The following is a 13686-nucleotide window of genomic DNA, read 5'->3' on the forward strand; positions in this document are numbered from 1 at the left end:
GGCCTTTTGTGTTTGCCGCGCCGGCGCAGCCACGGGGGTGTTGCGCCATTGCCACGACCCGTGCTTCAGCCTAGCAGGGCAAAGGCCTGGCTGGCCATTTCCCCTTCTTCGTCGGTAGCCAGTACGTAGGCATGATGCAGGCTGTCGCTGCTGGTCAATTGCCGGGCATGGGCCAGATTGGCCGCGTGATCGGCGGCAAAGCCCAGCCAGCCCAGCTGGCCCAGCACGCGGCCACGGACTTCTGCCGAATGCTCGCCGATGCCGGCGGTAAAGATGATGGCGTCCAGCCCCTTCATGGCGGCGGCCAGCGAGGCAATTTCGCGCACGATGCGGTAGCAGAACAGCTCCACCGCCTCACGCGCGGCCGGCAGGCTGCTGGCCAGCAGCTCGCGCATGTCGGCGGACAGTCCGCCGGATACGCCCAGCAGGCCGGAGTTCTTGTACAGCTCGCGCCGCACCTCGCCCACGCCCATGCCTTCATGTTCCATCCAGTACAGCACCACTTCCGGGTCCAGATAACCCGGACGGGTGCCCATCATCAGCCCGTCCACTGCCGAAAAGCCCATGCTGGAGGCCACGCTGCGGCCTTGCTGGATGGCGCAGGCACTGGAGCCGCTGCCCAGATGGCACACCACTACCCGCGCATCGGCCAGCCCCAGGCTGGCCAGCTTGCGGGTGATCGAGGCATAGGACAGACCGTGAAAGCCGTAGCGGCGCACGCCTTCCTCATGCCAGTGGCGGGCAATGCCGAAGCGGGTGGCCACCTCGGGCTGGCTGGCGTGAAAGGCGGTGTCGAAGCAGGCCAGCTGCGGCAGCGTGGGGTCGAGCGTGCGGAAGGCATCGATCACCTGCAGGCTCACCGGCTGGTGTAGCGGGGCCAGCGGAATGAAGGCTTCCAGTGCCTGGCAGCTGTCTTCATCCAGCCGGGTGACGGCGTGGAAGCGGCTGCCGCCATGCACCACCCGATGCACCACGGCGGCGACGGCGATGCCGTGATCGGCCAGGGTATTGATCATGGCGGCCACCGCCGCTGCGCGGCTGTCATCGCCCAGCTCGCGTTCTTCCAGCTGCTGGTGCAGGGTGTCGTGCAGGCTGAGGCTGGTGTGCTTCTGGCCGAAGTGATCGATCAGGCCGCGCATCAGCAGGGCGCCGCCATCCATGGCGTAGGCGCGGAACTTGAGGGTGGAGGAGCCGGCGTTGACGGCGATCAGGGCCTTGATCACTGGCTGGCTCCACGGCGGCGATGGGCCAGGACATTGGCCACGGCGGCGGAGGCCAGGCGGCCGGTGGCATCTTCGGCGCGGCTGGTCAGCACAATCGGCACGCGTGCGCCCATCACGATGCCAGCGGAGGAGGCCGCGGCCAGGTAGGTGAGCTGCTTGGCCAGCATATTGCCGGATTCCAGGTCGGGCACCAGCAGGATGTCCGGGTCGCCAGCCACTTGCGACACGATGCCCTTGGTGTCGGCGGCCTCATGCGAAATGGCATTGTCGAAGGCCAGCGGGCCATCCAGCAGGGCGCCCTTGATCTGGCCACGGTCGGCCATCTTGCACAGCGCGGCGGCATCCAGCGTGGCGCGCATGGCCGGGTTGATGGTTTCCACTGCGGCCAGAATGGCCACCTTGGGGCAGGCGATGCCCAAGGCGTGGGTCAGGTCGATGGCGTTCTGGCAGATGTCGCGCTTGGTCATCAGGTCGGGTTCGATGCTGATGGCGGCATCGGTGATGAACAGATAACGCGGGTAGCTTTCCACCTTCATGATGAACACATGGCTGATGCGGCGGTCGGTACGGATGCCGGTGTTGCGGGCCAGCACTTCCGTCATGAATTCGTCGGTATGCAGGCTGCCCTTCATCAGGATGTCGGCATAGCCGTCACGCACCAGCTTGACCGCCTGTTCGGCCGAGGCATGGCTGTGCGGGGTGTCGATCACTTCGTAGCGCGAGAGGTCGACATCCAGTTCTTCGGCCAGCTTGTTCAGGCGGCTGCGCGGGCCGATCAGGATGGGCGTGGCAATGCCGTGCTCGGCCGCCTCCACCGCCCCCAGCAGCGCCTCGCGGCTGCAGGGGTGGGCCACGGCCATGGGCAGCGGACCCTGATTGGTCGCTTGTTGCAGGATATCGTCAAATGCTTTGTCATCGCGGGTCATGGATGGTCTCCGGGCGCGAACGGGAAAGGGGATTGGCCAGCTTGCGCTGGCCGCCGTGGCATCAGGCCATGATGTGATGGCCGCCATCGACATAGATGGTCTGGCCGGTGAGGCTGCGGGCTGCATTGGAAATGAGGAAGGCGCAGGTCATGCCCACGTCTTCGATGTCTACCAGCTTGTTTTGCGGCGCACGAGCGATGGCATCGTCGATCAGCTGGTCGAAGTGGGCAATGCCGGAGGCGGCACGGGTCTTGAGCGGGCCGGGCGATACGGCATGCACGCGGATGCCCTTGTGGCCCAGTTCGCTGGCCATATAGCGCGACACGCTTTCCAGCGCGGCCTTGACCGGTCCCATCATGTTGTAGTTTTCCACCACTTTGTCCGCGCCGTAGTAGCTCATGGTGATCAGCGAGCCGCCATCTTTCATCAGCGGTTCGGCATGGCGTGCCATTTCCACGAAGGAGTAGCACGATACATGCATGGCTTGCTGGAAACCTTCACGCGAGCAGTCGACGACGCGGCCGTGCAGGTCGTCCATCGGGCAGAAGGCGATGGAGTGAATGAGGAAGTCCAGCTTGCCCCAGTGTTGCTCGATATTGGCGAACACCTCTTGCATCTGGCCCGGCTGCTCCACGTCCAGCGGCATCACCAGCGGGGCTTCCAGCTTGTCAGCCAGCGGGCGGACATATTTTTCCGCCTTGGCATTCAGGTAGGTGACGGCGACTTCCGCCCCCAGTTCGCGCAGCACGCTGGCGCAGCCGTAGGCGATGCTGTTTTCGTTGGCAATGCCGACAATCAGGCCTTTTTTGCCATTGATGATATTGCGGATGCTATCCATATAGTCCTCTGGTAAAACCATTTTTCAAGTAGGTCGATGTCATCGTGGCAGCGTGATGTTGCGAGTGCGTGAAAACAGCATTTTTGTATTGCGGCGACAGTCGGATATAATCGAAGGTTTGTGGGTAAGCGACTTGTGTTTGCCTTCTCTGACCGCACTTTGCATCATAGGTCAGGGCCACGCGTTTATTGTGCACTGCAGTAAAAGCGTATTGTGCACTGTAGCAAAAATACGCCATTTATGCCATTTAGATGATGGTTGGAGTGAAATATGCCGATCTACGAATACCGCTGTACTGCCTGTGGCGCAGCCAAGGAACATCTGCAGAAAATGAGCGATGATCCCATCGCCCAGTGTCCGGCCTGTGGCAGTGCCGACTATCACAAGCAACTGTCTGCTGCCGGCTTCCAGCTGAAGGGTTCCGGCTGGTATGAAACCGACTTCAAGAACAGCAGCTCCGGTGGAGGTGGCCACAGCTGCGGCAATGGTTCTTGCGGCGGCGGGTGCGCTTAACACCCCATGACACAAATCAAAATGACCGTACGGGGCTACCTGGTGGCCGGCCTGCTGATCTGGCTGCCGCTGGGTATCACCCTGTGGGTGCTGAACCTGATCATCGGTTCGCTGGACCAGACCCTGAACCTGCTGCCGCACGAGTGGCGGCCCGAGCAGCTGTTCGGCTTCCGCATACCCGGTCTGGGTGTGGTGTTCGCCTTCCTGATGCTGCTGGGCACCGGCATGTTGGCCGCCAATGTGCTGGGGCAGCGCCTGGTGGATTTCTGGCACGGGCTGCTGTCGCGCACGCCTTTTGTCAAATCCATCTACAACAGCGTCAAGCAGGTCAGCGACACGCTGCTGTCGGATTCCGGCCAGGCTTTCAAGAAGGCGCTGCTGGTGCGCTGGCCGCATCAGGACGCCTGGACGGTAGCCTTCCAGACCGGTTCCCCGGCACCGCAGGTGCTGGCGGAAATGGGCGAGGAAGAACATGTCAGCGTTTATGTGCCGACCACGCCTAACCCGACTTCCGGCTATTTCATCATGGTGCCCAAGCGTGACACACGCGAATTGACCATGAGTGTGGACGACGCGCTGAAATACGTGATCTCCATGGGGGTGGTGGTACCCAATCCACCGCCGCAGGAGCTGCGCTCCCGCCGGCAGGACGAATCCAATCGCCAGGGCTAGGCAATCCAGCGCCTGGCCCGGCTGTGCACTGAACGACATTCAGACTTACCAATACAGAATTCAATACTAAGGGTTACCCGATGCGTACCGACTACTGCGGACTTATTGACAAGAAATACCTCGGCCAGACCGTCACCGTGAAAGGTTGGGCGCATCGTCGCCGCGACCACGGTGGCGTGATCTTCATCGACCTGCGCGACCGCGAAGGCCTGGTGCAGGTGGTGATCGACCCGGACACCCCGGAAGCCTTCAAGCTGGCCGACAGCAGCCGCAATGAGTACGTGCTGGCCATTACCGGCATCGTGCGCGAGCGACCGGCCGGCACCGCCAACAGCAAGATGATTTCCGGCGAAATCGAAATCCTGGCCAAGGAAATCGAAATCCTCAACAGCGCCGCCACGCCGCCCTTCCAGATCGACGACGAGAACATCTCGGAAAACGTGCGCCTGCTCAACCGCGTGATCGACCTGCGTCGCGCCCCGATGCAAAAGAACCTGCGCCTGCGCTACCGCGTGGCCATGGGCGTGCGTAACCACCTGGACAAGCAGGGCTTCATCGACATTGAAACCCCGATGCTGACCCGCTCCACCCCGGAAGGCGCCCGCGACTACCTGGTGCCGTCCCGCGTGCATCCGGGCGAATTCTTTGCCCTGCCGCAATCGCCGCAGCTGTTCAAGCAGCTGTTGATGGTGGCCGGCTTCGACCGCTACTACCAGATCACCAAGTGCTTCCGTGACGAAGACCTGCGTGCCGACCGTCAGCCCGAATTCACCCAGATCGATATCGAAACCTCGTTCCTGAACGAGGACGAGATCATGGACATCACCGAAAACATGGCGCAGGAAATCTTCCGCGACGTGATGAATGTCGAGCTGGGCAAGTTCCCGCGCATGACGTACAACGACGCCATGTTCCTCTATGGCTCGGACAAGCCGGACCTGCGCGTGTCGCTGCAGTTCACCGAGCTGACCGACCTGATGAAGACCGAAGAATTCAAGGTCTTCCGTGGCGCGGCCGATATGCCGAATGGCCGTGTGGTGGCCCTGCGCGTACCGGGCGGTGCCGCCCTGTCCCGCAAGGAAATCGACGAGTACACCCAGTTTGTTGGTATCTACGGTGCCAAGGGTCTGGCCTATATCAAGGTCAACGACAAGAGCAAGATCACCAACGACGAAACCAGCGGCCTGCAGTCGCCCATCGTCAAGTTCCTGTCGGTGGCCGCGCTGGAAGAAATCATGGCGCGTACCGGTGCCGACAACGGCGACATCATCTTCTTTGGTGCCGACAAGGCCAAGGTGGTGAATGAAGCCATCGGCGCGCTGCGTATCAAGATCGGCCACGAACGTGGCGAGAAGGATGGTTACTTCGTGCGCGAATGGCGCCCGCTGTGGGTGGTGGACTTCCCGATGTTCGAACACGACGAAGAAGCCGACCGCTGGACCGCCTGCCACCATCCGTTCACCAGCCCGAAACCGGGTCATGAAGACCTGATGGACACCGATCCGGGTGCTTGCCTGGCACGCGCCTACGACATGGTGCTGAACGGTTGGGAAATCGGTGGTGGTTCGGTGCGTATTCACCGCGCCGACGTACAGGAAAAGGTATTCGCTGCGCTGAAGATCACCCCGGAAGAACAGCAGAACAAGTTCGGCTTCCTGCTGGACAACCTGAAGTTCGGCGCACCCCCGCACGGTGGCCTGGCCTTTGGTCTGGACCGTCTGGTGACCCTGATGGCCGGTGCCGAGTCCATCCGCGACGTGATTGCCTTCCCCAAGACCCAGCGCGCCCAGTGTCTGCTGACCAACGCCCCGAATGCGGTGGACGACAAGCAGCTGCGCGAACTGAACCTGCGTCTGCGTCAGAAAGCCGAGCCGGCTGCCTGAGCCAGCTCCTGGCTGACATGGCCTGCAAAACGGACACCAAGGTGTCCGTTTTTATTTATCTTGATAATTATCTATGTACATGTGTAAAATTATAATTCATTCAAGGAGAGCAAGATGACACAGGTCGCAGAAAACAAGGCCATCGTGGTGGAACGCACCCAGACCGGGGTGAAAATTGAAAAGCGCCTGCTCAAGGTATTGAAGGCGATGGCGGAATACCACGACATCACCCTGGGTGATTTGCTGGAAGGCATTGTGTTGCATGCCTTCGATGGCAAGGTGGCGTTTGGTGAGGAGTCGCTGGCGCGCATCCGCCAGCTCAAAGAGGTATATGGCCTGGAGCTGGATGCCAGTGCCAGTCACCGCCTGCAGGAGAAATCCTGACCGTGACAAGCCAGACCCAAGGGCCGGGTGGCTTGAAACCAAAGCCTGCCGCCCGCATCTGATAAGGATCGCCAGCAGGGCGAGTCGGCTATTGCGAAACTTTATCGACACGATATGGATTTACAATTGGCCGATGATGGGCGGGCTGTTTTATAAAGCCCCCGCATTCCGCAGCGTTTGCGCATCGCCCGATACCGCAAACGCTGTCATATCAAGAAACTCAAGGAGATCCGCATGGCCGTACTCGTTGGTAAGCAAGCACCGTTCTTCGCTGGTGAAAAAACCTTCTCCGCCGTTCTGGGCGATGGTCAGATTGTTGACAACTACTCCTTCCAGGAAGCCACTGCCGGCAAATACGCCGTGGTGTTCTTCTACCCGCTGGATTTCACTTTTGTTTGCCCGTCCGAGCTGATCGCCTTTGATCACCGTCTGGCCGAATTCAAGGCCCGCAATGTGGAAGTGATCGGCGTGTCCATCGACAGCCAGTTCACCCACGCTGCATGGCGCAATACCCCGGTGGAAAAGGGCGGTATCGGCCAGGTTGGCTACACCCTGGTGGCCGACATCCAGCACGAACTGTGCAAGGCTTTCGATGTGGAAGCCGATGGTGGCGTGGCCTTCCGCGGCTCCTTCCTGATCGACAAGGCCGGCGTGGTACAGCACCAGGTGGTCAACAACCTGCCGCTGGGCCGCAATGTGGATGAAATGATCCGCATGGTTGACGCGCTGCAATTCACCGAAGAACACGGTGAAGTATGCCCGGCCGGCTGGAACAAGGGCAAAAAGGGCATGAAGCCGAGCGCTGATGGCGTGGCTTCCTACCTGGCTGAAAACGCCGCCCAGCTGTAATCTTCCTGCTTGCGCTGCCGTCATGACGGCAGCAATCGGCATCCGGACCCCGCTTTCAGGCGGGGTTTTTGCGTTGGGCCTGCTATACCGGAATAAACAGCGATAAACAGGTGGCCCATTTGCAATTGTCTTCATCGCGGGTGGAAACGGCAGTTCGCTTGCATGTGCTGCGCCTGACCGTTGATGCCCAGCCCTTTTCCATGATCGCCGCGGCCCTGCTGGCGCTGACCCTGCTCATGCATTCGCCCTGGCCTGCCGTGGCGGGCTGGTGGGGCTGCATGCTCTGTGCCCAGCTGTGTTATCGGCAGCTGCTGCTGCGTTTGTTGCAGCCAGACCGGATTGGCCAGTCGCTCAGCCAGCGCGATTTCCTCTGCTTTTGTGGTGCCACCTTGTTGATCAGCCTGCTGTGGAGTTGTGCGCCATGGTGGCTGGTGGCCGACAATGATCCCTTGTACATGATGCTGGTGCTGCTGTGGCTGGCGGCCGTGGCCGCCGCCTATGCCGCCTATTTTTTCAGCGTGCGCCCCCTGTTTTACCTGGCGCTGCTGGTGCTGGTGCTGAGCGCCATGCTCAAGCTGTTGCTCAGCGGGGTGCCGGTGCTGTATCTGGCCGCGCTGTCCTGCCTGTTGTACGGCATGGCGCTGGTGGTGGTGATCTGGCCCTTGCACCGCATCATCCGCGACAGCTTTGTCGCACGCGATGAAAACGCTGCGTTGCTGAACGAGCTGGGGGCGCAGCAGCAGCAACTGGAGGCAGTCAATCTGCAGCTGGAAGAGCAGGGGCGCTTGCTGGATGAAGCCCTGGTCAAGGTGGAGGAGCTGGTGGCGCATGATCCGCTGACCGGCGCACTGAGCCGGCGCGCCATCCTGCTGCAGGGCGAGCGGCTGCTGGAGCAGGCCAGCCTGGCAGGGCAGCCTTTTTGTCTGGCCATGCTCGACCTGGACCATTTCAAGTCCATCAATGATGGTTTTGGCCATCTGGTGGGGGATGAGGTGCTGCGCCAGACCTGCCTGCTGCTGGGCGCCGAGCTGCGTGCCAGTGACAGCCTGGGGCGCTATGGTGGCGAGGAGTTCATGCTCTTGCTCAGCGGTGCGGAGCTGGCCCAGGCCCAGCCGCGGCTGGAGCAGATGCGGCTGCGCCTGCAGCAGCATGACTGGTCGGACTTGACCCGGCAACAGCCGGTGACCGTTTCCATCGGCCTGGTGGCCTGGCAGGCCGGGCTGGATCTGCCACAACTGATCCGCCGTGCCGATGATCTGCTCTACGTGGCCAAGCGTGCAGGGCGCAACCGGGTAATGGTGGAGCAGACGGCAGCACTTGCCGAGAAGGGCCGCGCATGAAGCCCGTACTTCCCTTGCTGCAGGAGCAGGCCGGATGGCGTGAAGAGGCCGACCTGGTGCGTTACTTCATCGACATCGCCTATCGTTCCATTCTGGCGGTGATATGCGGCCTGCCTGTTCTGGTCACCATCATCTACCAGCATGCCCAGCCCTTGCATCTGGCCTTGTGGTTGCTGCTGTTCGGCCTGGTCGAATGGCGGCTGTGGTGGGTGATCCGCCGCTTCCGTGCCGCCGATCTGCATCCGGGCAGCGTGTTCCAGCACTACACTGCGGTGCGTGATTGTCTGCTGGCCAATTGTCTGCTGTGGGGCGCCAGCATCTGGGTGATGGATTCGCATCAGCTGGATGATCCCTACCACCTGTTGCTGCTGCTGTGGTTGACCGGCATTTTTGCCTTGCTCTGCATCATGATGGCAGCGTGCCGGGATATCCATGCCCTGTTTTTTGCCACGTTCTGGGCGTATCCGCTGTGTAGTCTGCTGGTGCATGGCCAGCGGCTGGAACTGATGATACTGGCCGGCCTGTTGCTGTATCTGGTGGCGCAGTGGCGCTTTCTCGGCCGTTTCCACCGTACCTTGTTCGATACCGTCAAACTGCGCCATGCCAATCAGAGCATGATGGAAAACCTGGTCGAGCTGCATGTGCAGGCGGCGGTCAAGCGCGAAAGACTGCAGCAACAGCAAAGGGAACTGACCGAGGCGATTGCCGAGCGCCAGCGCTTGCTGGAATGCGATGCCCTGACCGGCTGCTACAACCAGCGCGCCTTGCGCCGCCAGCTGGATGCCCACGCCGCCGCCAGCGCCGCCAGCGGCCGCGAATGGGCGCTGGCGATGCTGGATCTGGATCATTTCAAGCAGGTGAATGACAGCTTTGGTCATCAGGCGGGTGATGCGGTGTTGCAGCAACTGGTGCAGCAGTTGTCCAGCCTGCTGCCGCCAGGGCTGGAGCTGTTCCGTTATGGTGGCGAGGAGTTTGTCATCCTGGCTGCCGGGCTGGCCGAGGCTGAGCTGGCCGCTGCGCTGGATGACATCCGCCACACACTGGCCGCGGCACGCTGGGAAGCGTTACCGGCCAGCTGGCAACAAACCGTGTCGGCCGGGGTGGTGGCCTGCCAGCCGGGAGACCCGGTCAATCACAGCCTGCAACTGGCCGACATGGCCCTGTATGCAGCCAAGCATCAGGGACGCAACCGGGTCTGTCTGGCCAGTGCCCTGGCCACCCCGCCACTGGAACGGTTCAGCCGTAGCGGCTAGGCGCGTTATTTCAGTGGCAGTTTGGCCTTGACCGTGTGCATCATGGTGGCTTGCACGCTGGCCACCGGGTGCAGGCCGTCCGGCTGGAACTTGCTGATGTCCGTGGCAAAGCCGGCCACCAGCAGCGGCACATAGGGCAGCTGGTTGCGTTTGGCTATGCTGTCGTATACCGCACGGAACTCCGCCGTATAGCGGGGGCCATAGTTGCTGGGCAGCGCCATGCCCACCAGTACCACCCGCGCTGCCGCCCGCCGTGACAGATTCACCATCTGTTGCAGATTGTCCTGTAGCCGGGACATGGGCAGGCCGCGCAGGCCATCGTTGGCTCCCAGCTCCAGAATCACGATATCCGGCTTGTGGCGGCGCAGGGCTTCCGGCAGGCGTGCCAGCCCGCCATCGCTGGTTTCGCCGGAGATGCTGGCATTGATAATCCGGTGTCGTGGCTCCAGATCCTGTTGTAGCAGGCTGACCCAGCCCTGGCCCGGTGCCAGTCCGTAGCCTGCCGACAGGCTGTCGCCCATCACCAGGATGGTGGCGGCAGAGGCCGGCAGTGCCAGCAGGGCGGCACACAGAACGCTAACAATGTTGACCATTGCAGAAGGCATATGACTCCAATCGATAACAAGGCAGTGCTGTCGGCGCAGAATCTGGCCAAACAGGTGGTGTTTAACGGCGAGCCGCTGAATATCCTGCATGCGGCCAGCCTGTCCGTGGGTCCGGGCGAAAGTGTGGCCATTGTCGGTGCTTCCGGCTCCGGCAAATCCACCCTGCTGTCCTTGCTGGCTGGGCTGGACCAGCCCAGCAGCGGCGAAGTGGCCCTGTTCGGCCAGTCGCTGGCTGGCCTGAATGAAGACGGCAGGGCATTGCTGCGCAGGGACAAGGTGGGGTTTGTCTTCCAGAATTTCCAGCTGATGCCGCAACTGACGGCATTGGAAAACGTCATGCTGCCGCTGGAACTGGCCGGGCGCAAGGATGCGCGCGACAGCGCCAGCCAGATGCTGACGCATGTCGGCCTGGGGCAGCGGCTGCGGCACTACCCGCGCCACCTGTCCGGCGGCGAGCAGCAAAGGGTGGCGCTGGCGCGCGCCTTTGCCATCCATCCGGGCATCCTGTTTGCCGATGAGCCTACCGGCAATCTGGACGCGGCCACCGGCCGCCAGATCATCGACCTGCTGTTCCAGCTCAATAGCGAACAACACACCTCGCTGGTGTTGGTGACCCACGATAACGAACTGGCCAGCCGCTGCGATGCCATTTACCGCCTGGTGGATGGCCGCCTGAACGGAGCGCGGGCATGAGCTGGTGGAGTCGTCTGCTGCTGGCTGCCCGCTTTGTGCGGCGCGAAATCGTCTCCGGCGAACTGACCATTCTGGCGCTGGCCCTACTGGTGGCGGTGACGGCACTGACCAGCGTGAGTTTTTTTTCCGACCGGGTCGAGCGTGCACTGACCACCCAGGCCACCCAGCTGCTGGCAGCCGATCTGGTACTCAATGGCAATCAGCCGGCACCGGCAGCCATTCGCCAGGAGGCGCAGCGGCGCGGGCTGCAGCTGGCCGACAATATCAGTTTCCCTTCCATGGTGTTTGCCCAGGGCCAGGCTACGCTGGCCACCTACAAGGCGGTCAGCAACCATTATCCGCTGCGCGGTGAAATGACCGTGCGCGGTGCGGACGGGCAGCCAAGCACGGGTGTGCTGCATCCGGCTGCCGGCACCGCCTGGGCCGATGCCCGCCTGCTGCGCAAGCTGGGGCTGAAGCTGGGTGATCGCATCAGCGTCGGCAATAGCTCGCTGCTGCTCAGCGGCGAAATCCTGCGCGAGCCGGACGGGGCCATGGACCTGTACAACTTCGTGCCGCGGCTGATGTTCAACAGTGCCGACCTGGCCGCCACCGGCCTGATCCAGGAAGGCAGCCGCGCCCGCTGGCGGCTGATGCTGGCCGGAGACGACCGGCAGATCAGCGCCTTTCGCCAGTGGCTGGGCCAGCATCTGCCTGCCGGCAGCCGGCTGGAGAATGTGGAAGAAGCGCGCCCGGAAATCCGCACCGCGCTGGAGCGGGCACGCCGTTTCCTCGGCCTCACCGCCATGCTGACCGTGGCACTGGCCGCCGCCGCCGTGGCGCTGGCGGTACGGCGCTATCTGGCGCGGCACTGGCAGCCGGTGGCGGTATTGCGCTGCATGGGGCTGACCTCGTCCGAGGTCTTGGGGCTGTTTGTCTGCCTGTTCCTGCTGCTGGGGCTGCTGAGTGGTGCACTGGGGGCGCTGGCCGGCTACGCCGTGCAGCTGGGGCTGATGCAGCTGAGCAGCCGTTTTGTCGGCGAAGTCCTGCCCGACCCCGGCTGGCATAGCTGGCTGCTGGGACCGGCCGCCTCGCTGCTGTTGCTGGCCGGCCTGGCCTTGCCGCCGCTGCTGGCCATCCGCAATGTTTCGCCGCTGGCGGTACTGCGCAACGATGTGGTGCTGGTGCGCAGCAATCTGCTGGCACCGCTGGCGGCGCTGCTGGCCTTGCTGGCGCTGGCTGCCTGGCAAATGGACGATGTCAGCCTGGCGGCCTGGCTGCTGGCCGGCATGACCGCCTTTTTCGCCGGGGTGGCGCTGCTGGCCTGGGGCATGTTGTGGCTGCTGCGGCGGCTGCCGGCCGCGCCACGCACCGGCTGGCGCTATGGTGTGGCCAATCTGGCGCGCCGCCCCTGGCTGGCCATCGTGCAGATCGTGGCACTGGCGGTGGGCATCATGGCCCTGCTGACGCTGACCGTGGTGCGCGACGACCTGATCTCTGCCTGGCAGCACAGCATTCCGCCGGATGCCCCCAACAAGTTCGTCATCAATATCCAGCAGAATCAGCGGGCGGCATTGCGCGACCGCTTTGCCGTGGCCGGGCTGCAGCAGCCTGAGCTGTCACCGATGATTCGCGGCCGGCTGATTGCCATCAACGACAAACCGCTGCGCCCCTCCGCCCTGGCCGACGAGCGCGCCCGCCGGCTGGCCGAACGCGAGTTCAACCTGTCGTGGCGGGATGATCTGCCACAGGGCAACCGGCTGGTGGCCGGCAGCTGGTGGCAGGGCAAGGCCAAGCCGCAGTTTTCGGTGGAGCAGGGGCTGGCCGGCACGCTGGGCATCCGGCTGGGCGACACACTGGCCTTTGATATCGGCGGCAGCACCTATCGTGCGCGTGTCACCAGCCTGCGCGCCGTGGCCTGGGACAGCTTCCGGGTGAATTTCTTTGTGCTGGCACCGCCTTCGCTATTGCAGCAGCAGCCCGCAAGCTGGATCAGCAGTTTCCGGCTGGAAGGCGCACAGGAAGAATTTGCCAACCGGCTGGTGGCGGCCTTCCCCAATATCACCATCATCGACGTTAGCGCTATTCTGGACGAGGTGCGCGCCATGGTGGACAAGCTCACCCGCGCCATCGAGGCCATGTTCGTGCTGGCGCTGGCTGCCGGTGTGCTGGTGTTGTGGGCGGCGCTGGCCGCCACCCGTGACGAGCGGCTGTCCGATATCGCAGTGATGCGTGCCTTGGGGGCCTCGCGCGCGCAGCTGCGCGCCGTGGTGCTGGCCGAGCTGGCCTGGCTGGGAGCGTTTACCGGCTTGCTGGCGGCGCTGGGCGCCATGGGCATTGGCGGCATTGCTGCCGGCAAACTGTTCAATCTGCCCTGGAGTGTCAATTTCTACTTGCTGCCCATCGGCATGGCTTGCGGTGTGGTGGTGGTGACACTGGCCGGCTGGCCGCTGGTCGGCCGGGTGGCACGCGCTTCGCCGCTGGCGATTTTGCGCGCAGGGCAGTGAGCCCATAACAAGGCGGGCAGG

Annotated in this window: 13 protein-coding genes; 9 read left to right on the plus strand and 4 right to left on the minus strand. The window is 62.9% G+C overall.

Features of this window, described 5'->3' with window-relative positions; all coding sequences use genetic code 11:
- Window positions 1–65: 65 nt before the first annotated feature.
- From DFR38_RS18580 to fabI, 3 genes are all read right to left on the minus strand, one after another.
- Window positions 66–1223: an acetate/propionate family kinase gene (locus DFR38_RS18580; RefSeq protein WP_110313755.1), complete on the minus strand. Its 1158-nt coding sequence runs from the start codon at window positions 1221–1223 to the stop codon at window positions 66–68.
- Complete coding sequence (locus DFR38_RS18585; RefSeq protein ID WP_110313756.1) at window positions 1220–2149, minus strand: phosphate acetyltransferase; 930 nt, start codon at window positions 2147–2149, stop codon at window positions 1220–1222. The genes DFR38_RS18580 and DFR38_RS18585 overlap by 4 nt, the downstream gene beginning before the upstream one ends.
- 61 nt (window positions 2150–2210) lie before the next feature.
- Window positions 2211–2987 (minus strand): enoyl-ACP reductase FabI, encoded by a 777-nt coding sequence (fabI, locus tag DFR38_RS18590; protein ID WP_059287006.1) that lies wholly within the window; start codon window positions 2985–2987, stop codon window positions 2211–2213.
- A 270-nt stretch (window positions 2988–3257) separates the two neighbouring features.
- On the opposite strand from fabI, the gene DFR38_RS18595 reads away from it, so the two are divergent.
- From DFR38_RS18595 to DFR38_RS18625, 7 genes are all read left to right on the plus strand, one after another.
- The gene (locus tag DFR38_RS18595) at window positions 3258–3500 is read left to right on the plus strand and encodes an FmdB family zinc ribbon protein (protein WP_059287007.1); all 243 of its coding nucleotides are present in this window, start codon (window positions 3258–3260) and stop codon (window positions 3498–3500) included.
- A gap of 6 nt (window positions 3501–3506) precedes the next feature.
- On the plus strand, window positions 3507–4172 hold the full coding sequence (locus DFR38_RS18600; protein ID WP_059287008.1) for a DUF502 domain-containing protein: 666 nt from the start codon (window positions 3507–3509) through the stop codon (window positions 4170–4172).
- A gap of 80 nt (window positions 4173–4252) precedes the next feature.
- Complete coding sequence (aspS, locus tag DFR38_RS18605; RefSeq protein ID WP_059287009.1) at window positions 4253–6055, plus strand: aspartate--tRNA ligase; 1803 nt, start codon at window positions 4253–4255, stop codon at window positions 6053–6055.
- 114 nt (window positions 6056–6169) lie between these two features.
- Entirely contained in the window at window positions 6170–6439 is a 270-nt protein-coding gene (locus DFR38_RS18610; RefSeq protein WP_059287010.1) for a hypothetical protein, read from the plus strand.
- 234 nt (window positions 6440–6673) lie between these two features.
- Window positions 6674–7288 (plus strand): peroxiredoxin, encoded by a 615-nt coding sequence (locus DFR38_RS18615; RefSeq protein WP_059287015.1) that lies wholly within the window; start codon window positions 6674–6676, stop codon window positions 7286–7288.
- A 119-nt stretch (window positions 7289–7407) separates the two neighbouring features.
- A complete protein-coding gene (locus DFR38_RS18620; RefSeq protein ID WP_146216016.1) occupies window positions 7408–8628 on the plus strand; it encodes a GGDEF domain-containing protein in 1221 nt (406 codons plus the stop codon).
- On the plus strand, window positions 8625–9881 hold the full coding sequence (locus tag DFR38_RS18625; protein ID WP_110313757.1) for a GGDEF domain-containing protein: 1257 nt from the start codon (window positions 8625–8627) through the stop codon (window positions 9879–9881). The genes DFR38_RS18620 and DFR38_RS18625 overlap by 4 nt, the downstream gene beginning before the upstream one ends.
- 5 nt (window positions 9882–9886) lie before the next feature.
- On the opposite strand, the gene DFR38_RS18630 is transcribed toward DFR38_RS18625, so the two are convergent.
- Window positions 9887–10474 (minus strand): arylesterase, encoded by a 588-nt coding sequence (locus tag DFR38_RS18630; RefSeq protein ID WP_059287014.1) that lies wholly within the window; start codon window positions 10472–10474, stop codon window positions 9887–9889.
- A 12-nt stretch (window positions 10475–10486) separates the two neighbouring features.
- Between DFR38_RS18630 and DFR38_RS18635 the strand changes: the two genes are divergently transcribed.
- Both DFR38_RS18635 and DFR38_RS18640 read left to right on the plus strand, forming a co-directional pair.
- Window positions 10487–11179, plus strand: coding sequence for an ABC transporter ATP-binding protein (locus DFR38_RS18635; RefSeq protein ID WP_110313758.1), 693 nt, complete (start codon window positions 10487–10489; stop codon window positions 11177–11179).
- Window positions 11176–13665 carry an ABC transporter permease gene (locus tag DFR38_RS18640; RefSeq protein WP_110313759.1) on the plus strand — a complete coding sequence of 830 codons (2490 nt, stop codon included), beginning with the start codon at window positions 11176–11178 and terminating at the stop codon, window positions 13663–13665. Before DFR38_RS18635 ends, DFR38_RS18640 begins: the two co-directional genes overlap by 4 nt.
- The last annotated feature ends 21 nt before the right edge of the window (window positions 13666–13686 follow it).

It is taken from the genome of Aquitalea magnusonii, from assembly GCF_003202035.1.
GTDB lineage: Bacteria > Pseudomonadota > Gammaproteobacteria > Burkholderiales > Chromobacteriaceae > Aquitalea > Aquitalea magnusonii.

What these genes read in the sequence shown, in the direction of transcription:
- DFR38_RS18585 (WP_110313756.1), bottom strand. Translation starts at nt 2,149, where the DNA reads ATGACCCGCGATGACAAAGCATTTGACGATATCCTGCAACAAGCGACC.
- fabI (WP_059287006.1), bottom strand. Translation starts at nt 2,987, where the DNA reads ATGGATAGCATCCGCAATATCATCAATGGCAAAAAAGGCCTGATTGTC.
- DFR38_RS18595 (WP_059287007.1), top strand. Translation starts at nt 3,258, where the DNA reads ATGCCGATCTACGAATACCGCTGTACTGCCTGTGGCGCAGCCAAGGAA.
- DFR38_RS18600 (WP_059287008.1), top strand. Translation starts at nt 3,507, where the DNA reads ATGACACAAATCAAAATGACCGTACGGGGCTACCTGGTGGCCGGCCTG.
- aspS (WP_059287009.1), top strand. Translation starts at nt 4,253, where the DNA reads ATGCGTACCGACTACTGCGGACTTATTGACAAGAAATACCTCGGCCAG.
- DFR38_RS18610 (WP_059287010.1), top strand. Translation starts at nt 6,170, where the DNA reads ATGACACAGGTCGCAGAAAACAAGGCCATCGTGGTGGAACGCACCCAG.
- DFR38_RS18615 (WP_059287015.1), top strand. Translation starts at nt 6,674, where the DNA reads ATGGCCGTACTCGTTGGTAAGCAAGCACCGTTCTTCGCTGGTGAAAAA.
- DFR38_RS18625 (WP_110313757.1), top strand. Translation starts at nt 8,625, where the DNA reads ATGAAGCCCGTACTTCCCTTGCTGCAGGAGCAGGCCGGATGGCGTGAA.
- DFR38_RS18630 (WP_059287014.1), bottom strand. Translation starts at nt 10,474, where the DNA reads ATGGTCAACATTGTTAGCGTTCTGTGTGCCGCCCTGCTGGCACTGCCG.
- DFR38_RS18635 (WP_110313758.1), top strand. Translation starts at nt 10,487, where the DNA reads ATGACTCCAATCGATAACAAGGCAGTGCTGTCGGCGCAGAATCTGGCC.
- DFR38_RS18640 (WP_110313759.1), top strand. Translation starts at nt 11,176, where the DNA reads ATGAGCTGGTGGAGTCGTCTGCTGCTGGCTGCCCGCTTTGTGCGGCGC.